General features: G+C 73.7%; 23 protein-coding genes. 14 read left to right on the top strand and 9 right to left on the bottom strand.

Going from position 1 to position 21951, the window contains the following annotated elements:
• Positions 1-415, bottom strand: a 415-nt coding sequence (locus IF01_RS0138170; protein ID WP_244215765.1) for a GntR family transcriptional regulator, incomplete at its 3' end; no start/stop codon positions are given.
• Positions 416-443: 28 nt separating this feature from the next.
• On the opposite strand from IF01_RS0138170, the gene IF01_RS0138165 reads away from it, so the two are divergent.
• Positions 444-1361 carry a methyltransferase domain-containing protein gene (locus tag IF01_RS0138165; RefSeq protein ID WP_078880693.1) on the top strand — a complete coding sequence of 306 codons (918 nt, stop codon included), beginning with the start codon at positions 444-446 and terminating at the stop codon, positions 1359-1361.
• A 24-nt stretch (positions 1362-1385) separates the two neighbouring features.
• Here IF01_RS0138165 and IF01_RS0138160 read toward each other — a convergent pair whose 3' ends face one another.
• Entirely contained in the window at positions 1386-1892 is a 507-nt protein-coding gene (locus IF01_RS0138160; protein WP_030398232.1) for a MarR family winged helix-turn-helix transcriptional regulator, read from the bottom strand.
• A gap of 101 nt (positions 1893-1993) precedes the next feature.
• Between IF01_RS0138160 and IF01_RS0138155 the strand changes: the two genes are divergently transcribed.
• From IF01_RS0138155 to IF01_RS0138140, 4 genes are all read left to right on the top strand, one after another.
• Positions 1994-2941: an EamA family transporter gene (locus tag IF01_RS0138155; protein WP_051757035.1), complete on the top strand. Its 948-nt coding sequence runs from the start codon at positions 1994-1996 to the stop codon at positions 2939-2941.
• 68 nt (positions 2942-3009) lie between these two features.
• Positions 3010-3648, top strand: a complete 639-nt coding sequence (locus tag IF01_RS0138150) for an NAD(P)-dependent oxidoreductase (protein ID WP_030398230.1) — start codon at positions 3010-3012, stop codon at positions 3646-3648.
• A 233-nt stretch (positions 3649-3881) separates the two neighbouring features.
• Positions 3882-5486 (top strand): alpha/beta hydrolase, encoded by a 1605-nt coding sequence (locus IF01_RS0138145; RefSeq protein WP_078880692.1) that lies wholly within the window; start codon positions 3882-3884, stop codon positions 5484-5486.
• Between the two features lie 104 nt (positions 5487-5590).
• Entirely contained in the window at positions 5591-6589 is a 999-nt protein-coding gene (locus IF01_RS0138140; RefSeq protein ID WP_157855465.1) for a PLL family lectin, read from the top strand.
• Between the two features lie 234 nt (positions 6590-6823).
• Here the strand turns inward: IF01_RS0138140 and IF01_RS0138135 are convergent, their stop codons facing one another.
• The 3 genes from IF01_RS0138135 to fusA form a co-directional block, all read right to left on the bottom strand.
• Positions 6824-7189, bottom strand: a complete 366-nt coding sequence (locus tag IF01_RS0138135; protein ID WP_030398227.1) for a hypothetical protein — start codon at positions 7187-7189, stop codon at positions 6824-6826.
• Positions 7190-7322: 133 nt separating this feature from the next.
• On the bottom strand, positions 7323-8225 hold the full coding sequence (gene ypfJ / locus IF01_RS0138130) for a KPN_02809 family neutral zinc metallopeptidase (RefSeq protein WP_030398226.1): 903 nt from the start codon (positions 8223-8225) through the stop codon (positions 7323-7325).
• Between the two features lie 276 nt (positions 8226-8501).
• Positions 8502-10673, bottom strand: coding sequence for an elongation factor G (gene fusA, locus IF01_RS0138125; RefSeq protein ID WP_078880689.1), 2172 nt, complete (start codon positions 10671-10673; stop codon positions 8502-8504).
• A 646-nt stretch (positions 10674-11319) separates the two neighbouring features.
• Between fusA and IF01_RS0138115 the strand changes: the two genes are divergently transcribed.
• Both IF01_RS0138115 and IF01_RS0138110 read left to right on the top strand, forming a co-directional pair.
• A complete protein-coding gene (locus IF01_RS0138115; protein WP_030398224.1) occupies positions 11320-12105 on the top strand; it encodes a GNAT family N-acetyltransferase in 786 nt (261 codons plus the stop codon).
• A gap of 237 nt (positions 12106-12342) precedes the next feature.
• Positions 12343-12654 (top strand): hypothetical protein, encoded by a 312-nt coding sequence (locus IF01_RS0138110; RefSeq protein WP_030398223.1) that lies wholly within the window; start codon positions 12343-12345, stop codon positions 12652-12654.
• An 87-nt stretch (positions 12655-12741) separates the two neighbouring features.
• On the opposite strand, the gene IF01_RS0138105 is transcribed toward IF01_RS0138110, so the two are convergent.
• Complete coding sequence (locus IF01_RS0138105) at positions 12742-13641, bottom strand: spherulation-specific family 4 protein (protein ID WP_030398222.1); 900 nt, start codon at positions 13639-13641, stop codon at positions 12742-12744.
• 196 nt (positions 13642-13837) lie between these two features.
• Positions 13838-14860, bottom strand: a complete 1023-nt coding sequence (locus IF01_RS0138100; protein WP_078880688.1) for a DMT family transporter — start codon at positions 14858-14860, stop codon at positions 13838-13840.
• Positions 14861-14907: 47 nt separating this feature from the next.
• Between IF01_RS0138100 and IF01_RS0138095 the strand changes: the two genes are divergently transcribed.
• From IF01_RS0138095 to IF01_RS0138075, 5 genes are all read left to right on the top strand, one after another.
• Complete coding sequence (locus IF01_RS0138095) at positions 14908-15507, top strand: MarR family winged helix-turn-helix transcriptional regulator (protein ID WP_078880687.1); 600 nt, start codon at positions 14908-14910, stop codon at positions 15505-15507.
• Between the two features lie 106 nt (positions 15508-15613).
• Positions 15614-16030, top strand: a complete 417-nt coding sequence (locus tag IF01_RS46425; RefSeq protein ID WP_341845525.1) for a ribosomal protein L7/L12 — start codon at positions 15614-15616, stop codon at positions 16028-16030.
• Positions 15973-16788, top strand: a complete 816-nt coding sequence (locus tag IF01_RS0138085) for a class I SAM-dependent methyltransferase (protein WP_051757029.1) — start codon at positions 15973-15975, stop codon at positions 16786-16788. Before IF01_RS46425 ends, IF01_RS0138085 begins: the two co-directional genes overlap by 58 nt.
• Before the next feature lie 81 nt (positions 16789-16869).
• A complete protein-coding gene (locus IF01_RS0138080) occupies positions 16870-17583 on the top strand; it encodes an AAA family ATPase (RefSeq protein WP_051757027.1) in 714 nt (237 codons plus the stop codon).
• A 55-nt stretch (positions 17584-17638) separates the two neighbouring features.
• Positions 17639-18370 (top strand): ribonuclease H family protein, encoded by a 732-nt coding sequence (locus IF01_RS0138075; RefSeq protein ID WP_030398217.1) that lies wholly within the window; start codon positions 17639-17641, stop codon positions 18368-18370.
• 61 nt (positions 18371-18431) lie between these two features.
• Here IF01_RS0138075 and IF01_RS0138070 read toward each other — a convergent pair whose 3' ends face one another.
• Both IF01_RS0138070 and IF01_RS0138065 read right to left on the bottom strand, forming a co-directional pair.
• Complete coding sequence (locus tag IF01_RS0138070; protein ID WP_157855464.1) at positions 18432-18740, bottom strand: hypothetical protein; 309 nt, start codon at positions 18738-18740, stop codon at positions 18432-18434.
• 117 nt (positions 18741-18857) lie between these two features.
• On the bottom strand, positions 18858-19241 hold the full coding sequence (locus IF01_RS0138065) for a hypothetical protein (protein WP_030398215.1): 384 nt from the start codon (positions 19239-19241) through the stop codon (positions 18858-18860).
• Between the two features lie 453 nt (positions 19242-19694).
• On the opposite strand from IF01_RS0138065, the gene IF01_RS44690 reads away from it, so the two are divergent.
• Together IF01_RS44690 and IF01_RS0138055 are read left to right on the top strand one after the other, a co-directional pair.
• Positions 19695-20381, top strand: coding sequence for a hypothetical protein (locus IF01_RS44690; protein WP_030398214.1), 687 nt, complete (start codon positions 19695-19697; stop codon positions 20379-20381).
• 364 nt (positions 20382-20745) lie between these two features.
• Positions 20746-21774, top strand: a complete 1029-nt coding sequence (locus IF01_RS0138055) for a DUF4185 domain-containing protein (RefSeq protein WP_208624399.1) — start codon at positions 20746-20748, stop codon at positions 21772-21774.
• The last annotated feature ends 177 nt before the right edge of the window (positions 21775-21951 follow it).

Genomic DNA, 21951 nt, shown 5'->3' with positions numbered 1-21951 from the left:
GGGTGGTGGCGGTGTCGTCGGCGGGGGTGGGTCGGGAGCCGTCGGGGCGAGCGGCCGTCCGTTGGGCGGGCGTCGACCGGGCGGCGGGCGGCAGGGGCGGCGGAACGGTCCCCGGAGCGAACTGGTCGACCACGACGGTGCCGCCCCGGCCCAGGCCCGCGATCCGCCCCTCCTCGGCGAGGCGGCGGTAGGCGTCGGTCACCACGCCGCGCGAGACCCGCAGGTCGGCGGCGAGCACCCGGGTGGCGGGCAGCCGGCTGCCGACGGGGAGCCGGCCGTCACCGATCGCCTCCCGGAGCCGCCGCGCCAGCCAGTCCGCGAGTCCACCGGCGGGCGCCTGCCCGGGGTCGAGCTGGAGGAAGTCCGCACCCGCCGCTATGGACCTGTCGATCGAATGATCATTGGACCTGTGCACCGGTCCATTGTGCCGGGAGGGTGAAGGCATGACGACCACCACCGCCCCGACCGCCACCGCCACTTCCCCCTCGGACGCTGCCCCCTCGGACGCTGCCCCCTCGGACGCTTCGCCCGCGGCTGCTTCCCCGTCGCGCCCCGACCAGGCCTATGTGCACGGCTACTCCCCCGCCGAGGCCCGCCGCCTGGGCGACCAGGCCGACACCCTCGCCGGACTGCTGCACGCCGGAACGGTGTACCCGCCCGGCAGCCGGGTCCTGGAGGCCGGCTGCGGGGTCGGCGCCCAGACGGTGCACCTGCTGGAGGCCAGCCCGGGCCTGCTGCTGACGGCCACCGACATCTCGGCCGACTCGCTGGCCCGGGCCCGGGCCCGGGTCGCGGAACAGTTGCCGGAGGCCCAGGTCTCCTGGCACCACGGTGATCTGCACCGGCTCCCCTTCCCCGACGGTTCCTTCGACCACCTCTTCGTCTGCTTCGTACTGGAACACCTCGCCGACCCGGCGGCGGCGCTGACGGCACTGCGCCGGGTGCTGCGCCCGGGCGGCACCATCACGGTGATCGAGGGCGACCACGGCTCGGCGTTCTTCCACCCCCGCGGCGAGGCCGCGCAGCGGGTCGTCGGCCACCTGGTCCGGCTCCAGGCGGACGGCGGCGGGGACAGCCTGGTCGGGCGGCGGCTGTACCCGCTGCTCGCCGGGGCCGGGTTCCGCGACGTCTCGGTCGCGCCGCGCACGGTGTACGCGGACGGCGGCCGGCCCGACCTGGCCGAGGGGTTCACCCGGCGCACCTTCGTCGCGATGGTCGAGGCGGTCCGCGCCGACGCGCTCGCGGCCGGCCTCGACACGGCCGAGGACTTCGACCGCGGCGTCGCCGAGCTACGCCGCACGGCCGAGCCGGACGGGTCGTTCCACTACACCTTCTTCAAGGCGGTGGCGGTCAACCCGTGACCGGCCGTCGGCGGTGCGGCGCGGTCACTCCGGGTCGTCCCCGAGGGTGCCGAGGAGCGTCCGCAGGGCGGCCACGAAGGCGGCGGTCCTCGGCTCGTCGAGGTCGCCCAGGATGCGGCGCTCGGTCGCCAGGTGGTCCGGCAGGGCCCGGTCGATCAGGGCGTAGCCCTCCTCGGTCAGCTCGACCTCGCGGCTCCGGCGGTCGGAGCCGCTCGGGGTGCGGGTGACCAGGCCGCGCGCCTCCAGCCGGTCGAGGCGCTGGCTGATCGCCCCGGAGGTGACCATCGCGCACTGCATCAGCATGGTCGGTGTGAGCCGGTACGGCGGGCCGCTGCGGCGCAGGGTGGCGAGCACGTCGAAGGAGGCGAAGTCGAGGTCGTGCCGGGCGAAGGTCTCCTTCAGCTCGGCGTCGACCAGTCGGGACAACCGCTTGAGGCGGCCGATCACCTCCATCGGCGAGACATCCAGGTCGGGGCGCTCGGCACCCCACTGCTGCACGATCCGGTCCACATGATCCACGCGCTCTGCCATACCTCCAGCCTAAACGATGCCTTAGCGGTGAGATACCTCACAGCACCCGCCCCTCTGCCGGACCTTGCGGAGATTCCTTAGCGCTGAGATATATTGGCTTAGTGCTAAGGAATCGACTCGCCATCGTGCTGCTGACCGCCCTGGCCCCCGCCATCTGGGGCTCCACCTACCTCGTCACCACCGAACTGCTGCCGCCGGGACGCCCGCTGCTCGCCGGCGTGCTCCGCGCCCTGCCCGCCGGACTGCTGCTGATCGCCCTCACCCGCCGCCTGCCGACCGGCAGTTGGTGGTGGCGCTCGCTCGTCCTCGGCGCCCTGAACATCGGTGCCTTCTTCGCCCTCCTCTTCGTCGCCGCGTACCGCCTCCCCGGCGGGGTCGCCGCCACCGTCGGCGCCGTACAACCACTGATCGCCGCCGGCCTCTCGGCCGCCCTGCTCGGCGACCGGCTCTCCCCTCGCACCCTCCTCTCCGGCATAGCCGGGGTGGCCGGCGTCAGCCTGCTGGTCCTGCGGGCCGGCGCCCAGTTGGACGCCCTCGGCATCGTGGCCGCACTGGGCGGCGCGGTGGTCATGGCGACCGGCGTCGTCCTCTCCAAGCGCTGGACCTCCCCGGCGCCGCTGCTCGCCACCACCGGCTGGCAGCTCACCGCCGGCGGCCTGCTGCTGCTCCCGGTCGCCTTCCTGGTCGAGGGACCGCCCCCGTCCCACCTCACCGGTGCCAACCTGCTCGGCTACGGCTACCTGAGCCTCATCGGCGCGGCCGTCGCCTACGCGCTCTGGTTCCGCGGCATCCGCGCCCTCCCTCCGACCTCGGTCACCTTCCTCGGGCTGCTCAGCCCCGTCGTCGCCACCGCGCTCGGCTGGCTCGTCCTCGGCCAGGACCTCTCGCCCGTCCAGGCCCTCGGCGCGCTGATCGTGCTCGGCTCCCTCGTCGCCGCCCAGACCCAGCGCCCGCGCACCCCGTCGGGGACGGTGACCGGCCCGCCCGTCGGCGTACCCTCCGACCACAGCGGTCGACCGACCAACGACCGCACCCGCCAGTCCGCCTGACCGAGCGGCCGCCCCACCTCCTTCCCTTCGTTTCCGATCCGTCCGACCCGCCTCAAGGAGAACCACCCATGAACATCACCGTCTTCGGCGCCACCGGCAACGTCGGCAGCCGGGTCGTGGCCGAGGCCGTCGCCCGCGGCCACCAGGTCACCGCCGTGCTGCGCGACCCCCACCGCCCGCACCCGTTCCCCGCCACCGTCCGGATCGCCACCGGGGACGCCCGCGACCCCGAGGACGTCCGCCGCCTCGCCGCCGGCCAGGACCTGCTGGTCACGGCCACCCGCCCGGCCCCCGGGCGGGAGGACGAACTGGCCGTCGCCACCAAGGGTCTGCTCGCCGGACTGGCCGGCACCGGCGTCCGACTGCTGGTCGTCGGCGGCGCCGGAAGTCTCACCCTGCCCGGCGGCGACGGCGTCACCCTCGCCGACTCCCCGGACTTCCCCGCAGGCCTGCTGCCCATCGCCAACGCCTGCGGCGAGCAGTTCTCCCTCTACCTCGCCGAGACCGAGGTCGACTGGACCTACCTCAGCCCCTCCGCCCTCCTCGCACCGGGCGAGCGCACCGGACTCTTCCGGCTCGGCCGCGACGAACTCCTCGTCGCCGCCGACGGCAGCTCGACCATCTCCATGGAGGACCTCGCCGTCGCCCTCCTCGACGAGGCCGAGCGGCCCGCCCACCGCCGCACCCGCTTCACCGCCGGCTACTGAGTGCCGCCCACCGGCATCACTCCCCCGCCCTCTCCGCCCGAAACGCCCCATCACCGACACGATGGGGTGTTTCGGGCGGAGAGGCATGACGCCGCGTCAACTGCTCGACAGCGCAGTAGATCAGGAGAGTGCGGGGCTGCACTGGGCAACCGGGTCGGGGTGGTGCAAGCACCACCGGAAAGACGGGTGCACGCCTGATCGACCACGATCGATCCGACCGTCAGGATCGTGCCATGACCACACGAGACCTGAACCGAACCACCAGCACCCCCACCACCGGCACCTCCACCCGCCGGACCAATCGCACCCGCCGCACCACGTTCGGCCGGCGCACCGCCGCACTGCTCGCCCTCCTCACCCTCGCCTCCGCGACCGGCACCACCGGCGCCCTTGCGGCGCCCACCGGGGCGGCCGCCCCGGCCGTCCCCGCCCGCTACACCCACCAGCAACTCACCTGGCAGACCTGTGCGGAGGAGGCCACGTTGGAGTGCGCCACCATGACCGCGCCCAGGGACTGGCACCATCCGGGCCGCGGACCGGACATCACCGTCGCGGTCTCCCGGCACCGCGCGACCGATCCGGCCCGGCGGATCGGCACCCTGCTCACGGCCGCGGGCGGCCCCGGCGGCCAGGGACTGCTCCGCCCGGCGGACCACGCGCGCAACGCGCCCGCCCTCGGCGCCTCCTACGACATCATCGGCTTCGACCAGCGCGGCGTCGGCCACAGCACCCGGGCCGTCTGCCAAACCCCCGAGGAGTTCCGCTCCTTCTTCTCCGGGGACTTCCGGGACGACACGCCGGCCGGCCGCGCCCGCGTGATCGCCAACTCGGCTGCCCTCGCCGCCGGCTGCGAGCAGCGCAGCGGCGGCCTGCTGCCCTTCCTGACCACCGAGCAGACCGCCCGGGACATCGACCTGCTGCGCGCCCTCCTCGGCGAGCGCCGGATCAGCTACTACGGACCGTCCTACGCCACGATGATCGGCGCCTACTACGCCACGCTCTTCCCGCACCGGATCGAGCGGATGGTGCTGGACAGCAACATCGGCTTCGACGGCACCTGGGAGAGGTTCCAGCTGGGCCAGCCGATGAGCTTCCAGCGGCGCTTCGAGGAGGACTTCCTGCCGTGGCTCGCCGCCCGCGACGCCACCTACCACTACGGCACGACCCCCGCCGAGGCGAAGGCCCGCTGGGAGGCCCGCCGCGCCGCGCTGCGCGAGCACCCGATCGTCGACGGGCAGCTCACCCTCGGCCCGAACCAGTTGGACAACGGCACCATCCAGGGCATCTACCGCGAGAACAACGGCTTCACCCTGCTGGCCACCGCGCTGACCGCACTCGACGACTGGCCGGCCGCCGACCCGGCCGCCCGCACCACCGCCCGGCGGGTCTTCGGCGACTACCTCAGCCCGGAGTTCCTGGCCGAGTTCTTCGCCGTCACCTGCGGCGACACCCCCTGGACCCGCGACCTCTCCCTCTGGGCCGCCCGGGGCGCCGAGAACGCTGCCCGCTGGCCGCTGGTCGGGGCCCGCACCCTCGCCTTCGCCGCCGTCTGCGCCTCCTGGCCGACCCCGACCGCACCCCGAGTCCACGTCACCGGCGCGGGACTGCCCCCCACCCTGATGCTCAACTCGGTGTACGACCCCTCGACGTACTACGAAGCCGCCCTCTCCGCCCACCGAGCCCTGCGCGGCTCCCGCCTGGTGACCGTCACCGACAACGGCGACCACGGCCAGTACCCCGGCCCCAACCTCTGCGTTCGCAACGCCGTCGAGTCCTACCTCCTGACCGGCGCGACCCCCGCCGACGACCTCACCTGCCCCTCCCCCACCACATCCTGACGCTCTCCCGACTCTTCCCCCGACCCGCTGCTAGTTTGTACCGGCATCACCAACTGCTCTGATCGAAAAGGTACTTGTCCATCGTCCAAGGGGGGCTTGGAAAGATGCCACGACGTCCACTGTCCGTACTCCTCGCGGCTGTGCTCGCACTGCTCGGCACGGCGGCACTCGCTCCGGCCGCGGCCTCGGCCGCGCCCGCCACCGCACCCGCACCCGCACCCGCACCCGCACCCGCACCCGCACCCGCACCGACGAACAACCTCGACCCCGCGACCAATCCCACCCTCGCAGCCGGCTGGACCGGCTGGCAGGACCTCGGTGGCTACGCACTCAGCGCCCCGACCGTGTCGTCCTGGGCCACCGGCCGGCTCGACCTGTTCGTCGTCGGCGGGGACAACGGCCTCTGGCACCGCTGGTACGACAACGGCACCTGGAACGCCTGGGAACCGCTCGGCGGCAACCTGACCGGCAACGTGTCCGCCGTCTCCTGGGGGCCCGGCCGCATCGACGTCGTCGGTGCCGATGCCAGCAGCTTCCACCTGGTTCACCGCTGGTACGACAACGGCACCTGGTACGCCTGGGAGGACCTCAGCGAAGGCCTGACGACGGTGAACCCGGCCGTCTCCTCCCAGGGCCTCGGCAAGCTCGACCTCTTCATCACCAATGGCGGGTCGCTGCTCCACCGCTCGTACAGCAACGGCGCCTGGACGCAGTGGGGAAGCATCGGCACCGAGGCCGTCAGCTCCCCGGCCGCTGTCTCCTGGGGTCCCGGCCGCATCGACCTCGTCGGCCGCGCCACCGACGGCCGACTGCGCCACAACTGGTACAGCAACGGGGCCTGGGCCGGTTGGGAGACCCTCGCCGCGCGGACCGACGGCAGGCCGGCGATCTCCTCCCGGGGAATCGGGCGCCTGGACGTCTTCGCCCCGATCGCCGACAACCACATCTGGCAGCTCTCCTACGACTCCACCGGCTGGGACCAGTGGGACGACCTCGGGGGCGTCGGCATTCCGACCGTGGGTGCCGTCTCCTGGGGGCCGAACCGGATCGACCTGTTCACCTTCGGCAAGCAGCAGCAGATCGAGCACGGATGGTACAGCTGACCGCCCTGCGCGTCCCGGCCCCGCCGGCGGGGAACCGCTGACGGCGACCCCGGTCACCGGCAGCCCGACCGTGACCCGACCCTGACCCGACCCAGATCGCGACCGCCGTCGCCGGGTCTCCCCCCGGAGGACCCGGCGACGGTGCAAACGGCGGGTGCGGGTGGGCGGCCCGCCGATTCAGAGGCTCAGAAGGTCAGGAGGTGAGGGAGCCGGAGTGGCTCGGAGGTCGGGGACTCAGGGGCGGTCCAGGGTGATGGAGTTGATCGGGCCGAGGTCGGCGTAGACGCCGGCCTGGGCGGCGATGTCGTAGCCGCAGCCGCCACCGTTGTAGCCGGTGCACAGGTGGGCGTGGGCCCCGCCGGACTGGTTGTTGAGCACCCAGTGCCAGCCGTACTGGTTGCGGAGGTTGTGGGGACCGTAGCTGTAGAAGACATCGGTCGGCGGCCGGCTGGTGTCGGAGTCCTGGGGGTAGATGCAGACCGCCCCGTACGGACACCCGTCCCAGGAGCCGTCGGCCGCCTGGGCGCCGGAGCTCCCCATCGTGGTGACGGCGGCCGCCGCGAGGGCGAGCGCGGCGAAGGTGTGCATGATCTTGCGCATAGCGGTTCTCTTCCAGTTGCCGGTCCGGCCCGGATTCGGCCGGTGTTCAGCAGCGTAGGAAGCCACCGCTCGCAGCGGTCCCTGACAGATGACAGGGTGGCGCGAGGCCGGGCCGCACGGCCCGGAGCACGGATCAGCTCGGCGTCGCGAAGGTGTCGCAGCGGGCCGGGTCGCCGGAGCGGTAGCCGGCGGTGAACCAGGCCTTGCGCTGGTCCGAGGAGCCGTGGGTCCAGGTGTCCGGGTCGATCCGGCCGGTCGACTGCTTCTGGATCCGGTCGTCACCGACGGCCGCCGCCGCGTCCAGGCCCTGGGCGATGTCCTGGTCGGTCAGGGTGCGGATCAGCGGCCGCCCGGTGGAGGCCTGCGGGGTGGTGGTGGCGTGGTGCGCCCAGACTCCGGCGTAGCAGTCCGCCTGGAGTTCGAGCTTCACCGAGGCGCTGTTGGCGCCCTGCCGGTCGCGGCCGACCTTCTGCATGGTGCCGGTCAGGTTCTGGATGTGGTGCCCGTACTCGTGCGCGACGACGTAGGCCTCGGCGAACGGGCCGCCGGAGGCCCCGAAGCGGGTGGCCAGCTCGTCGAAGAAACCGAGGTCGAAGTAGGCCCGCCGGTCGGCCGGGCAGTAGAACGGGCCCACCGCCGAGCTTGCCGCGCCGCAGCCGGTGGACACCCGCCCGGTGAACAGGACCGTCTCGGCGGGACGGTAGGCCACGCCGGACCGGGGCAGCTGGCCGCCCCAGTAGTCCTGGAGGCTGTTGGTGACGGCGACGATCCGGCAGTCCTGACGGCTGTTGGCGTCGGCACCGGTCCGGCAGACCTGCTGGACCTCGCCCGCCGTGGTGCCCCGGCCGGACCCGGCACCCGCGTCTCCCCCGCTGTCGGAGAGCCCGAGGACGCTCGGGTCGACGCCGAAGAGCACCGCGATCAGGACGGCGATCAGACCGGCCGCACCGCCCCCGACGGCGACCTTCCCGCCGGGGATGCGGCGCCGGTCGTCGACCTGCGAGGTGTCGAGGTCGCCCTGGTCGTCGAACTGCATGCCTGCCGTCCCTCGTGGTGCCGACGACGCCCCACGACGCCGCGCGGCCGACCCCGGCCGCCCGGCCACGCTAACCGCTCGACCTGCCGGCGCAGAGGAAGGACGCGCAGGTCAGAGGTGGTTCTCGTCCTCCCCGGGTGGAGAGCCGCCGAACGGACCGGCCCGCCCCGCTCTGCCGCCCGCACCCGGCCACCACCACCCGCCCGCCACCGCGCCGAACCTGCCGCCGGCGGTGCCGCCGGACCCACCCGGAGGCAGGTCCGGCGGCCGGCCCGCCTACCGGGCGGCGACCGGTGCCGGGGCGTACCCGGCCGGCCGGGTGGTGAACGTGCCCCGGCCCTGGGTGCGGCTGCGCAGGGCGGTCGCGTAGCCGAACAGCTCGGCCAGCGGCACGACCGCCGTCACCGCCGCCGTGGCACCGTGCGGGTCCGAGCCCTGGACCCGGCCGCGGCGGGCGGCGAGGTCACCGAGCACCCCGCCCACCGCCTCCTGCGGCAAGGTCACCGTCACCTCGACGACCGGTTCCAGCAGCACCATCCGGCAGGCCCGCATCGCGTCCCGAAGCGCCGTCCGCCCGGCGGTGCGGAAGGCGAGGTCCGAGGAGTCCTTGCTGTGGGTGGCCCCGTCGGTCAGGGTGACCCGCAGGCCGGTGACCGGGTGGCCGCCCAGCGGGCCCTCGGCGAGTGCGTCCCGGCAGCCCGCCTCGACCGCCTGGACGTACTCCTTGGGCACCCGCCCGCCGGTCACGGTGGACGCGAACACGAAGCCCCCGCCCTCCTGCGCGCCGACCGGTCCGTCCAGCGGCGCCACGTCGATCACGACCTGGGCGAACTGGCCGGCACCGCCGTCCTGCTTGACGTGGCGGTGGACGTGGCCGGTGACTCCGCGTTCGACAGTCTCCCGATGGGCGACCTGCGGGCGGCCGACGACGACCTCCAGACCGTTGTGGTCGCGGCGGATCTTCTCCACCGCCACCTCCAGGTGCAGTTCGCCCAGACCCGACAGCACCCGCTGCCCGGTCTCCGGGTCGGTGCGGACGACCAGCGACGGGTCCTCCTCGGCGAGCCGGGCCAGCGCGACCGCCAGCCGGTCGGTGTCGACCGAGCGCCGTGCCTCGACCGCGACCGTCACCACCGGCTCGGCGGTGACGGGTGGTTCGAGGACCAGCGGTGCACCGGGCGCGCAGAGCGTGGCGCCCGTGCGCGCGGCCTTGACCCCGACCACCGCGACGATGTCACCGGCGACCGCCGAGTCCGTCTCGGTGTGGCTGTCGGCCTGCACCCGCAGGATCCGGGCGATCCGCTCGGTACGGCCGGTCGTGGCGTCCAGCACGGTGTCCCCCTTTCGCAGTGTTCCGGTGTAGAGGCGCAGATAGGTCAGTCGACCGGAGGCGGTGACGTTCACCTTGAACACCAGCGCGGTGAGCGGCCCGGCGGGATCGGCGGCCCGCTCCACCTCGGCACCCTCGGCTCCCTCGGCGCCCCCAACACCTTCGGCACCCTCTGCGCCCATGGCCGATCCGCGCACCGCGGGAACGTCCAGCGGCGAGGGCAGGTAGGCCGTGACGGCGGCCAGCAGCGGTTCGACACCGCGGTTGCGGTAGGCCGATCCGCACAGCACGACCACGGCCTCGCCGCTGTGGGTGAGGTCCCGCAGCGCTGCGGCCAGGGTCGCGGTGGAGAGTGCCGTGTGCTCGTAGTACTCCTCCAGTGCGGCCGGATGGAGCCCGGCCACCGCCTCGTCCAGCCGTCGGCGCCGGTGCTCGGCCTCGGCCCGGAGCTCCTCCGGTACCGGCCCCTCCCGCAGGCCGTCCCGTCCTGGGCCGTCGTCCCAGGTCAGAGCACGCATCGTCAGCAGGTCGACGACACCGGTGAAGTCGCCCTCCCGTCCGACGGGCAGTTGGACGGCGAGCGGGACCGGGTGCAGCCGTTCCCGGATGGAGGCGACGGCCGCGTCCAGGTCGGCGCCGGCCCGGTCCATCTTGTTGACGAAGGCGATCCGGGGCACGCCGTGCCGGTCGGCCTGGCGCCAGACGCTCTCGCTCTGCGGTTCCACCCCGGCGACGGCGTCGAACACCGCGACCGCCCCGTCCAGCACCCGCAGCGAACGTTCGACCTCGTCGGCGAAGTCGACGTGCCCGGGGGTGTCGATGAGGTTGATCCGATGGCCGTCCCAGAGGCAGCTGACGGCGGCGGCGAAGATGGTGATGCCGCGTTCGCGCTCCTGCGGGTGGCAGTCGGTGACGGTGGTCCCGTCGTGGACCTCGCCGCGCTTGTGGGTCTCGCCGGCCAGGAAGAGGATCCGCTCGGTGACGGTGGTCTTGCCCGCGTCCACGTGGGCGAGGATGCCCAGGTTGCGGACGGTGGTGATGCCGGCCAGGACGGCGGCGGCAGCAGCGCTGCTGGTGGTGGTGACGGCGTTGTGCGTACGGCGGACGTCGGCGCGCATGGCCCGGTGCCTTTCGAGGTGGAGCGAGGTGCTGGGGCAGCGCGATTGCGGCGACGACGCGCCCGGCCCTGCCTCCCCCGTCCGGCCCAACCGCTGACTCGCCTTCACCCCGCCCGGCCCAGCCCGGTCAACGCAGGCATGGAGGCGGGTCGAGTGCCCGAACCACAGAACCCAGGGCACACAGGGCACACAGGGCACACAGGGCACTCAGGGCACTCAGGGCACACAGGGAGCCGGGCACTCGGACGGGCAGAAGGCAACAGGAAGGCAGAAGAGCCGGAAGGCGGCGGACGACCGGAGGGGTGACCCGAGGTCAGCGGTGCGTCGCGCGGATCCGGTGCCGGCCGCGCAGCGGGCACCGGAGGGACGAGGACACCAGGATCACCTCGTACCGGGACGAGGGGACGACGGCAGCGGTGCGGTGTCGCACGACCGGTCCTCCCTCGACTCATCACGGCGCGCACCGCCACGGAACCACGGCGGTGCGTCTCTGGGTGCCGAGTGTAGGGAGCGGACCGCCGCCGGGTCACGTGGTTTTCCCGATTCGCCCTCCCCCGGCCGACGGTGCACCGGCCGTGCGACAGAAGGGTCCTGATTCTGCAACAGCACCGCGTACGCACCGATCGGGACACCTAGGCTCCGCCGCATGACTCTTTCAACGACCGCTGTCGCCGCCGCCGGTGCGGCCTGGGTGTGGACACCGGACGACGCCGAGGTGGTCGAGACCGCCGAGTACACGATCCTGCGACTGCCCGAGCATGTCGCCTTCGACCTCTCGGTGGTCTCCTTCACCCCGGCCGGTCCGCTCCCCGCGGCGGTCGACGCCGTCCTCGACCGGGCCCGTGCCTTCGGGCCGCCGATCCTGGACTGGCAGGTACTGGTCGGCTCCCCGGCCGGTCTGGCCGCCGAACTCGCGGGCCGGGGCGGGCGGGTGAAGCTCGGCCTGGAGCTCCTGGCCGCGGACCTGAGCGGGGGCGCGCCCCCGTTGCGACCGCCGACGGTGGACGTGTCGCTCCGCTGGGCGACGGACGTCGCGACGGCGCGGGACGCGGCGGCGGTCGAGGTCACCGGGTTCGGCGGCGCGCTCCCACCCGAGGCGCGGATCGAAGCGACCGCGGTCAAGGTCGCGAAGGCCCTTCCGGCCGGCGAAGGCGGCACGGTTGTCGCGTACGTGGACGGTGAACCGGCCGGTTGCGGCGGCGTCTCCGTCGTGGACGGGGTCGCGCGGCTGACGGGGGGAGTGGTCGCACCGCCCTGGCGGGGCCGGGGCGTGTACCGCGCGGTGCTCGCCGCCCGGCTCTCCTACGCGGCGACGCACGGCGCGACAATGGCCCTGGTCAAGGCCAACAGCACCACGTCCGGCCCGATCCTGCGCAGGACCGGCTTCACGGCATTCGGCCCGGAACCCGTCTACGCCGTCCCCCTGCACTGAGACCCCGCACCCGTCGGAGCACCGTCCCCGAACAGAGCCGCCCGACCACAGCCACCCGAACGGAACCGGTTCCGAACAGAACCGCTTCCGAACAGAACCGCCCCCGGACGGAACCGCCCCGCGCCTCCCGCGCGTCGAAGCGCGTGTGTGTGAGCAGCGGCCGCCCGCCACGGCTGCGCGGAGACAGCAGAATCGGCGGACACGGCGGAGTCGGAGCAATCCGGGGAGGCTCTCCAGATGTTGATCCCACTCGTCCTGCTGATCGCCGGTGTCGGCCTCGTCCTCGTGGGCGTCAACAAGCTGAACGGCGCCGAGCCCACCTGCTACGGCCGGCCCATGTCACCCGGCGACGTCTGCCACGTCCAGGTGAAGGGCTCCTTCGGTGACGGCATGCCGGAACCTCACGACACCACCTACCAGGAGCAGTTGGACGGTCTGACCAGCGGTGGCTGGACGGCGATCGGCTTCGGCGTCGTCCTGCTGGCACTCGCGGTCGTGATCACGATCTCCTGGACCGTCACCGCCGCCCGTCAGGACCGGGAGTACTGAGGCCGATCACGCTCCGCCCTTCGCGTCGCACCCAACCGCTCCCGCAGGGGCACGGAAGCCCTGCGGGAGCGGCCGGAGTGACGCCCGTCAGCCCTTCGCGGCCGCGTACGCGGTCTCGGCGGTGAAGCCCCAGCCCGGGGCGGCGTCCCAGGGCACCAGCAGCGCGTCGTCCGTGGCGTAGACGTAGCCGGCGCCCCGGGTGAAGGCGGCGTCGAGGGCGGTGCGCATCGCGGCCCGGTCCGGGGTGTCGTACACCAGGTGCCAGAAGGCCGTGCCGCTGGTGTCGAGGGCCGCGCCGGAGTAGTAGCCCGCCGTGGGGTTGAAGACGTTGCCGCCCAGCCAGGCGCCGGTGTAGTCGTCGAAGTCGCCCTCGAAGGTCACGAAGACGTCGGCCGTGCGGTGGCCGGGTTCGAGGTAGCAGTCGGCGACGGCGGTGCCCGGGTTGTTCACCACCAGGTCCTGGGTCTGCGGGGCGACGGCGTAGACGGTCTCCTGGACGTAGCGGCGCAGATCCGCGTAGTAGTCGCGGGCGGTGTTGCCGGGGCCGCAGTCGCGCCCGGTCTGGTCGAAGAAGATGCCGTCGACGTGCAGCCGGTGGTCGGCGGTCCTGAGGTAGTTGTCGACGACCGCGCGGACGGCGGACTGCGGGAGCGAGCCGTGGCCCGTGTCGACGTAGCCCAGCACCCGGGTGGCGGTGCCGTGCGCGGTGACCCCGGCGCGCAGCGCGTCGGCCTGCGCCTGCCAGGCCGCGTCGAAGGGGGCGTAGCCGTTGGACGGGTTGAGAACGACGATCGACGGTGCCGGGTGGGCACTCGCCGCGGCGGCCAGCATGGGCTCACCGGGAAGGACATAGGCCGGAACGGCGACCTCCAGACCGTGGGGTCTTTCGGCGGTCGCCGCGTCGGCCCCGCTGGGGGACGCCAGCGCGGCTGCGGTGAGCGCCACGCCGGCCAGCAGGACGGGCAGGGTCTTGGTGAACGAACGCATCGGGTCCCTTGCTCGCAGAAGACAGGAAAACCGGAGGGGGCTCCCCCGCGGCGCCCGGGCACGGTCCGTCCAGCCCCTCGCGCCCCGTCCCCTCCACCCGCCCCGGCCGGGTCGGGCGTTCCCATTCCTACCGGTCCGATCCGGTCCCGGTGGCCAACTTCTGGTGAACGCACGGAAGTTCGCGCAAGCACCGACGTCACTCGGAACCGCTTGGAGCACTCCGGCCACTACCGCCACCACCGTCACCGGCGCCGCTCCCACCCCCTCCGGCCACACCTGCTGCCGCGACACGCCCGAGCGGGCCACTCCCCGGGCGGCCCGCCTGGCGGCCCTCCGAAACGCCCTCCGCAGCATCCTCCGAGCCACCCCCCGAACCGCCACGCGGACGGCCGAGCGCGACCCCCGCCAGCACCAGCACCAGCCCGGCGAACTGCGGCGGGCCGAGCCGCTCGCCCGCCACCACCGTGCCGAGCAGCACACCGGTCAGCGGATTGAGCAGCCCCAGCAGCCCGACCGTGCCCGCCGGCAGCCGGCGCAGGCCCGCGAACCAGGCGGCGAAGGCCAGCGCGGTCGCCACCACCGCGACATAGCCGAAGGCCGCCAGCTCCCGCCCGGCGGGCACCACGGGCGGACCCTCGAACACCGCGGCCAGGGGCAGCAGGACCAGTCCGCCCGCCAGCAGCTGCCAGGCGGTGGTGGCGAGGACGTCCGCACCCTCCCGCCACCGGGCGGCCAGGACGTAGCCGAAGGAGGAGACCAGCATCGCCGCCGCCGAGGCGGCCAGGCCCGGCAGGCTGACCGGTTCGCTCCTGGTCAGCAGCATCAGCCCGACACCGGCCAGGCCGACCAGGGCGCCGAGCAGGTGCGCCCGGGCGGGGCGGGCGGCGGTCAGCGCCCAGGCCAGGAGCAGCATCGCGAGCGGCGAGGTCGCCATCACGGTGGAGGCGACGCTGGTGGCCAGGGACTGCGAGGCGATGTAGAGCAGGACGAAGAATCCCGCCGTGTTGAGCAGCCCGAGGACGGCCGTCCGCCACCACCAGGCCCCTCGCGGCAGCCGCGGGCGCAGCGCGAGCAGGAGCAGTCCGGCGGGCAGGGCCCGCAGGGCGGCTCCCCAGAGCGGGCGGTCCGCCGGGAGGAACTCGCGGGTGACGTAGTAGTTCGCGCCCCACGCCACCGGCGCGACGGCGGTCAGCAGCACCCACCGAAAATTGGCTTCCATGGAAGACAATATAACTTCCATGGAAGCTACTGCGCTAGGATGGGGCCATGGCACCGACGCCCACCGGCCCCGAACACGGCCCCACCGACCCCGCGGCCCCCGACCCCGTGACCACCTCCCCCGCAGCCCCCGACCATGTGGCGACCATCCAGGCCGAGTGGCGCCGGGAACGGCCCGACCTCGACGTCTCCCCGCAGGCCGTGATCGGGCGCCTGCACCGGCTGTCCGGCCGGCTGACCGAGGAACTCTGCCTGGTCTACGGCCGCTACGGCCTCGGCGAGGGCGAGTTCGACGTGCTCGCCGCCCTCCGCCGGGCGGGCGCACCGTTCGAACGGGCCCCCGGGGAACTGGCCGCCCACACCATGGTCACCACCGGCGCCATGACCAAGCGGATCGACCGACTGGAACGGGCCGGCCTGGTCACCCGCCGCCGCAGCGAGGCCGACGGCCGAGGCCGGGTGGTGGCACTCACCGAAGCCGGCCGACGGCTCTTCGACGAGGCCTTCACGGCCCACATGCGCAACGAGCACCGCCTGCTGAGCGTCCTCACCCCCGAGGAGACATCCGCCCTGGAGGCCCTGCTCACCACCTGGCAGCACCGCCTCGACCACTCCGAAGCACCCCCGACCGGGCACCCTCACCCATGAGCGGCCGCCCCGGCGGCCACCACGGCGACCGGACCGCCGGGACCCGGCCCAGGACGAATAATGCCTGCGGATCATTGGACGTGCGTTCTAGGCTGCTCTCCAACCCGTGGACCGAGGAGGCACCTTGGCGGGCTACTCCTACCAGCTGATCTGCGACAACGTGCCCAACGCGGTGGTTCTGACCGACTTCGGCCCCAGGGTGATCGAGGTCGTGAAAGTGCTCCGTCGGCGGGCCGGGCTGAGCCTGTGGCAGGGCAGGTCGCTCCTGGATCGTCTTCCGGCAACCGTCCTCGAGGACGTGTCACAGGAGATGGCCGAAGCCATGGTCCGTGCACTCGTCGAGGTGGGGGCCAAGGCCGAAGTGCGACAACTGACACAGCTGCTGGACACTCGTGGCGGAACGCGCGGGCGACGCCGCTCTCCACGAGCCGATCCTCATCACCTCGACGACTCAAGGGTGGGCGCATGTCCGAGTTCTCCGTGCGGGATTTCTACGACGAGTTGGCCCGTGACTACCACCTGATGTTCCGGGACTGGGGCGCGAGTGTGGCCTATCAGGCCGGGGTGCTGGGCGAGTTGGTCCGTCAGGGGCTCGGGCCCGGGGCGCAGCGGGTGCTGGACTGCTCGTGCGGGATCGGCACCCAGGCGATCGGGCTGGCCTCGGCCGGGCATCGGGTGGTCGGCAGTGACCTGAGCCCGGCCGCCGCCGCTCGGGCCGCGGCCGAGGCGGCGGCCGGGGGCGGCCGGCTTCCGACGGTTGCGGCGGACATGCGCCGACTGCCGTTCGCGGACGGGGCCTTCGATGTGATCGTCTGCGCGGACAACTCGCTGCCGCACCTGCTCTCCGGCGAGGACGTCGGGGCGGCGCTCCTCGGTATGGGGCGGGTCCTCCGGGAGGACGGACTGCTGCTGCTCACCGTCCGGGACTACGACGAGGCGCGGCGGGCCAGGCCGACCGCGACGCCTCCGCAGGTCTCGGAATCGAACGACGGGAAGGTGGTCACCTTCCAGCTCTGGCAGTGGCACGAGGACGGTGAGCGCTACGACCTGGAGCACTTCCAGCTCGTCCCCGCCGGGAGCACCTGGGACGTCCGGGTCCGCCGGACCACCTACTGGGCGCTGACGCGCTCGCAGTTGACGGAGTTCGTGGCCGGGGCCGGTTTCACCGACATCACCTGGCACAGCCCGGAGTCCAGCGGGTACTACCAGCCCGTGCTCACCGCCCGGCGCGGTGGTACGGACAGCGGTTCCGTTGCACCCGGGCTCCCCGGCCGGCCGTGACGGACCAATGGGCCGTCGGGCTGTCGGGCTGTCGGGGAAATCCGGATGATCCCTCCTGATCCCGCGCGATAGTGTCACCGGATGCCGAAACGGACTTGGGAGCTCGTACTGCTCGGTGGCGCCTCCGGCGTCGGGAAGAGCGTGGCGGCCGCCCGGATCGCCGGGGCGACCGGTGCCTTCGTCGTGGAGTTCGACGACGTGGTCTCCGCCGTCCAGGAGCTCACCACCGTCGAGCAGCACCCGGCCCTGCACCATTTCGACGGGCCCACCGCGCCCGAGCGGCCGGAGGACAGCTGGCCGCCCGAACGCGTACTGGAGCTGCAGATCGCCACCGCCGAGGCGTTGGAGCCGGCCGCGCTGGGCGTGGTGCGCAACCGCTTGACCGTCCCCGTCCCGGCCGTGGTCGAGGGCGACTACCTCACCCCCGCCGTCTGCGCGCGGGCCGTCGCGCTCGGGCGGGCGACGGGCCGGGACGTCCGCGCGGTGTTCCTGCACGAGGGCGACGCGGAGCGGATCGCCGCCAACTACGCGGCGCGCGAACCGGCGAGCGGCGAGCAGACGGGGCGCGCCGAGGTCGGTGCCCGGTACTCGCACTGGCTCGCCGACGAGGCCCGCCGCCACGCGCTCCCGGTGGTCGACTGCCGCCCGTGGAGCACGCTCGCCGAACGCCTGGACGCGGCTCTGGACGCCACTCCGGATGCGGCTCCGGACGCCGCTCCGGACGCGGCTCCGGACGCCCCACCGTCCGCCGCAGCGACCAACAGGACCGTCGTGCGGCCGCAGGAGGCGCCGTAGCCCACGCGGCCCGCCGTGGTCCGGGGGACACCGCCCGTCCTGGCATGATCGGCGTATGAACGACCGAATCATCGCCGCCTGTGACGGGGCGGCCAAGGGAAACCCGGGCCCGGCGGCCTGGGCCTACGTGGTGGCGGACAGCGCCGGAGTGCCGCAGCGCTGGCAGGCCGGACCGCTGGGACACAGCACCAACAACGTGGGCGAACTCACCGCGCTGGAGCGGCTGCTGTCCGCCACGGACGCAGCCGTGCCGCTGGAGGTCCGGCTGGACAGCACCTACACCCGCGATTCGGTCACCAAGTGGCTGAAGGGCTGGAAGCGCAACGGCTGGAAGACCGCCGCGGGCAAGCCGGTCGCCAACCAGGAGCTGATCCAGCGGATCGACGAGCTGCTCGACGGGCGGGACGTCACCTTCGTCTACGTGCCCGCCCACCAGGTCGACGGCGATCCCCTGAACGCCGTCGCCGACAAGGCCGCCAGTGATGCCGCCCGCACCCAGGAGGCCGCCGGCGGGACGGCCGCCGACCTCCCCGTGCCGGACCCGGCCGCGAGCGGACCCGCCCGCGGGGGAGCCTCCCGCGGCGGCGCGGCCCGGAGCGGCGCCCGAAGCGCGGGCGCTGCCGCCCCGGCCGCCGCGAAGCGTCGGTCCTCGGGCGGCGCTCCGACGCTGTCCGCGCGCTTCCCCGGCACCTGCCCGTGCTCGCGTCCCTATGCCAAGGGGGACAAGATCACCAAGGTGGGCGGCAGTTGGGGCCACCCCGAGTGCGCGGCGGCCGCGCAGGACTGAACTCCCGCGCCCGGGCCGATCCCAGGGGTTGTCGAAGAGCCCCCAGCGGCCCGGGCGCGCCTCAGGCGGCGTCCGTCCGCCGCTCCGCGCGGCGGGCCCTGAGCCAGCCGAGGGCGGCGACCAGTCCGACCGTGCCGCCGACGCCGATCTTCACGGCGCCCTTGGCGACCAGCCAGCCCAGGCCGGGAGCCGTCCAGCCCAGCCCGTGCAGTACGAGCAGCAGCACCAGCGCGCCGCAGACCGCGGCGAGGACGGTGACCAGGACGGCCAGGCCGGTCGGCAGTTCGCGCTCCTCCGGCTCCGGGCCGCGGTCCTCGGTCAACAGCTCCCGGGCCTCCGGCGCCGGCTCGTTCGTTCCCCCACTGTTCATGCGGTGAGTCTAACGACGGGCCGCCCGGCCCGGTCCCCGCCGATCGGCCGCTCCCACCACGCCCGGGCCCCGCCGATCGGCCCCTCCCGCCCGGCCTCCTGCGAGCCTCCCCCGGTGTCAGCGCCGGGCGTGGTGGGTGTCCCCGGCATGCTCGCCGGTCTCGTGGTCGGGGAAGCTGACGGCGAGGGTGACCCGGTACTCGAAGACGTCGTCGCGATGGCCGGGGACACGTGCCCAGGCCAGCGAGTGCACCTCGGCCTCCGGTGCCTGCCGGCACCAGGCGGCGGCCTCCTCCAGCGCGCGGGCCGCCGACCGCCCGGTGCACACCACCGCGGTGTACGCGGCCACCGCGAGGTCCCCTCCGCTCCGGCCGCCCCGGGACGCGGCCCGGACGGCGGCGGCCGCACGGGTGAGGTCGCGGGCGAGGTCGTCGACGACTCTGGGCGGCGCGGGCAGCGCGGCCGGGGCCTCGACCACGGTCTCCGGCAGGTTGGTGCTCATTGTCAGGGCCTCCGTCCCTCAGGTGTCCCACTGGTCGCGCGACCCGCCCCGTCCCGGGATCCGCCTGATCACGGGCTCAGGATGACGGGCCGCCGTTCCTGGCATGACCACTTTCACCAGAACGTCACCCGTCCGGGGAAGACGCCCTCCGGTCCTCGACAGCGACCCGACCGCACTGGTATTGAAGGGTTCCGCATCCGGCCTGGTCAGTCGGTCGGCCGAGGGCGCCGCCCGGAGCCCGGCCGCACGTGCGCGTACCACCCCCGTGCCCCGGACCGCCGTCCCGGCCTCCGGAGGCGCCGACTCCGCGCCCGCGACCGGGGCGTCCCTGTGCCCGTGACAGGGTTGTCCAACTCCCGTAGCCGGAACGGGAAATATCGACCCGTTCCCGGCCGTAGGATCCTGCCACCACGCAGTCCGCCGCACCGGTGGACGACCTTCGGAGGGGGTTCCATGGACCGCAGGACACCGATCACGCCCGGCCGCCGGTACACCTGGCTGCCGGCGCTGGCCCTCGCGGCCGTCGCGGTGGCCGGCTGCTCGTCCTCGGGCGGCGGATCCACCGCGGCCTCCGCGCCGCCGAGCACCGCCGGCACCGCCACGGCCCCCGGCACCGGCACCGCGCCCGGCACCCCGAACAGTCCGGCGGCCACCACCCCCGCCGCACCGCCCTCGGCCACCGCCACCCCCGCGCCCACGGCCGCCACCACCCCGGCCGGCACCGGCAAGCGCCCCGCGGACGCCTGCACCCTCCTCACCTCGATGCAGGTCGTCGCCGCTGTCGGCACCTCCGGACCGTTCAACGGCACCCACCCCGACAAGGTGGACGGCAAGGAGGTCTGGGGCTGCACCTGGGGCTCCCGGCAGTCCTACGCCCACATCCGGGAGACCTCCCCCACCGTCCTCGCCGGCCTGAGGACCAACCCGGAGTACACGCTCACCCCGCTCCCGGGCGTGGGCGAGGAGGCCTACCTGGTCCAGCGCAAGGACGGCCTGCGGCCCGAGGTGTACTTCGTCTCCTCCGGACACCTCTACTCCGTCGAGGTGGTCAAGGACCGCGGCCCGAACGACGACGCCAACGCCCCGGCCGAGGCGGCGGCCGCGAGCGGACTGGCGCTCGCCCTGTCCAAGCTGGTCTAGCGGGCGCCGGGGCCAGCGCCGGGGCCGGGGCCAGCGCCAGGACCGACCGGGAGCGAACCACCGCCCCCGGTCTACTCAGTTCGGGTGAAGGTCCGTCCACCGACCGATGCGGCCCGCGCCCCGCGCCATAGTCTCGGTGACGGACCGTCACCGTCACCACCCGGATGTCCACGGTCCGTTCGCAGCCGCGGGAACGCGGCTCTCCGGAAGGGCCATCGGCACCATGACACACTCATCGGACGAACACGTAGCGACGACCGGCGGGTCCGGAGCGACGACCGCCGGACACGAGGCGACCACCGGCGGGCCCTCCCGCCGCGAGCTCCTGAGGATCGGCCTCGGAGTCGCGGTGGGAGCGGGGGCGATGAGTGCGGGCGCCCCGGCCGCGGTCGCCAACGGGCCGTACGACCCGACCAGCCCGACGATCACGGTCAAGGTGAAGAACCTCAGCGGCCCGGCCGAGACCGGGCGGTTCGGGGCCCCGTGGACGGACCTCGGCATCCCCGTCCGCTGCCCCGACGGCACCCTGCTCTTCGTCTGCGGCGACACCTTCGGCGGCGCCGAGGTGGGCGCGCCCGACTGGAACGCCCCGGTCGGCCTGCGGTCCAGCAGCGCGGACCTCGGCAACCTCCGCATCGACGACGTCGTCCGCGGCGACCACGGCATCAGCCTGGTCGAGGAGCCGCACAACCCGGTCGGCGACACCGCGCACACCACGGCGATCCCGTCCGACGCCTTCGTAGTCGACGGCGTGATGTACATGCACCTCATGCGCGGCGTCATCTACGACACCCACCACACCGACTTCTGGCGCTCCACCGACAACGGCCGGACCTGGGAGTACCTCTGCCAGTGGCCGGGCGACCTGCACGGCGGACAGTTCCAGCAGAAGACCTACGCCGTGGCCGACGACGGCTACTGCTACGTGCTGTCCACGGTCTTCAACCGTGACGTGCAGTCGGGCATGCTGCTGCACCGGGTGCGGCAGGACCGCCTCGGCGAGCCGGACGCCTACGAGCCGTGGGGCTGGGCCGACGGTGCCTGGCGGTGGAACGCGCCCGCCCCGACGACCGTGTTCGGCACCCGCAGGTGGGGCGAGCTGTGCTTCCGCGCCATGGACGGCAAGTACGTCCTCACCTGGCTCAACATGGACCCGCTGTCGATCAGGGCGATGGTCTTCCCGCTCCCGACCTCGGACCTGACCAGGACGCTGGAGCAGACCATGATCCTCCCCGGCAACCCGGGCCAGGAGGTCGGCAACCTGGTCGCCGCCCCGTACGGCGGCTTCGTCGTCCCCGGCTCGACCTTCGGCAACTTCCACATCGTCGTCAGCCAGTGGTACGACCCGACGAACTACCGGATCATGCAGTACCGCAGCGCCCTGCTGTCCTGACCGGGCCGGGTCCCCGGCCTGCTTCCGGCCGGGAGCAGGCCGGAAGCAGGCAGCGGGCGCCGCCGCCCGGCGCAGTGCGTTCCCCCCGGGGCGTGAACGGGGCGGGCTCCGGGGTTCGGGCGGATGCGGGTCCGGCGCGGGCGTTCGCAGAATGACGCGACGGCGCCGCAGCCGTAC

It is taken from the genome of Kitasatospora purpeofusca, from assembly GCF_000718025.1.
Classification (GTDB): domain Bacteria; phylum Actinomycetota; class Actinomycetes; order Streptomycetales; family Streptomycetaceae; genus Kitasatospora; species Kitasatospora purpeofusca.
The sequence above is the reverse complement of the archived record's forward strand: the minus strand, read 5'-3'. Positions and strand labels throughout refer to the sequence as shown.

Bases quoted from the DNA above. Each gene is read 5' to 3' on its own strand.
- IF01_RS0138165 (WP_078880693.1), top strand. From the start codon at position 444: ATGACGACCACCACCGCCCCGACCGCCACCGCCACTTCCCCCTCGGAC.
- IF01_RS0138160 (WP_030398232.1), bottom strand. From the start codon at position 1,892: ATGGCAGAGCGCGTGGATCATGTGGACCGGATCGTGCAGCAGTGGGGT.
- IF01_RS0138150 (WP_030398230.1), top strand. From the start codon at position 3,010: ATGAACATCACCGTCTTCGGCGCCACCGGCAACGTCGGCAGCCGGGTC.
- IF01_RS0138145 (WP_078880692.1), top strand. From the start codon at position 3,882: ATGACCACACGAGACCTGAACCGAACCACCAGCACCCCCACCACCGGC.
- IF01_RS0138140 (WP_157855465.1), top strand. From the start codon at position 5,591: ATGCCACGACGTCCACTGTCCGTACTCCTCGCGGCTGTGCTCGCACTG.
- IF01_RS0138135 (WP_030398227.1), bottom strand. From the start codon at position 7,189: ATGCGCAAGATCATGCACACCTTCGCCGCGCTCGCCCTCGCGGCGGCC.
- ypfJ (WP_030398226.1), bottom strand. From the start codon at position 8,225: ATGCAGTTCGACGACCAGGGCGACCTCGACACCTCGCAGGTCGACGAC.
- fusA (WP_078880689.1), bottom strand. From the start codon at position 10,673: ATGCGCGCCGACGTCCGCCGTACGCACAACGCCGTCACCACCACCAGC.
- IF01_RS0138115 (WP_030398224.1), top strand. From the start codon at position 11,320: ATGACTCTTTCAACGACCGCTGTCGCCGCCGCCGGTGCGGCCTGGGTG.
- IF01_RS0138110 (WP_030398223.1), top strand. From the start codon at position 12,343: ATGTTGATCCCACTCGTCCTGCTGATCGCCGGTGTCGGCCTCGTCCTC.
- IF01_RS0138105 (WP_030398222.1), bottom strand. From the start codon at position 13,641: ATGCGTTCGTTCACCAAGACCCTGCCCGTCCTGCTGGCCGGCGTGGCG.
- IF01_RS0138100 (WP_078880688.1), bottom strand. From the start codon at position 14,860: ATGGAAGCCAATTTTCGGTGGGTGCTGCTGACCGCCGTCGCGCCGGTG.
- IF01_RS0138095 (WP_078880687.1), top strand. From the start codon at position 14,908: ATGGCACCGACGCCCACCGGCCCCGAACACGGCCCCACCGACCCCGCG.
- IF01_RS0138085 (WP_051757029.1), top strand. From the start codon at position 15,973: ATGTCCGAGTTCTCCGTGCGGGATTTCTACGACGAGTTGGCCCGTGAC.
- IF01_RS0138080 (WP_051757027.1), top strand. From the start codon at position 16,870: ATGCCGAAACGGACTTGGGAGCTCGTACTGCTCGGTGGCGCCTCCGGC.
- IF01_RS0138075 (WP_030398217.1), top strand. From the start codon at position 17,639: ATGAACGACCGAATCATCGCCGCCTGTGACGGGGCGGCCAAGGGAAAC.
- IF01_RS0138070 (WP_157855464.1), bottom strand. From the start codon at position 18,740: ATGAACAGTGGGGGAACGAACGAGCCGGCGCCGGAGGCCCGGGAGCTG.
- IF01_RS0138065 (WP_030398215.1), bottom strand. From the start codon at position 19,241: ATGAGCACCAACCTGCCGGAGACCGTGGTCGAGGCCCCGGCCGCGCTG.
- IF01_RS44690 (WP_030398214.1), top strand. From the start codon at position 19,695: ATGGACCGCAGGACACCGATCACGCCCGGCCGCCGGTACACCTGGCTG.
- IF01_RS0138055 (WP_208624399.1), top strand. From the start codon at position 20,746: ATGAGTGCGGGCGCCCCGGCCGCGGTCGCCAACGGGCCGTACGACCCG.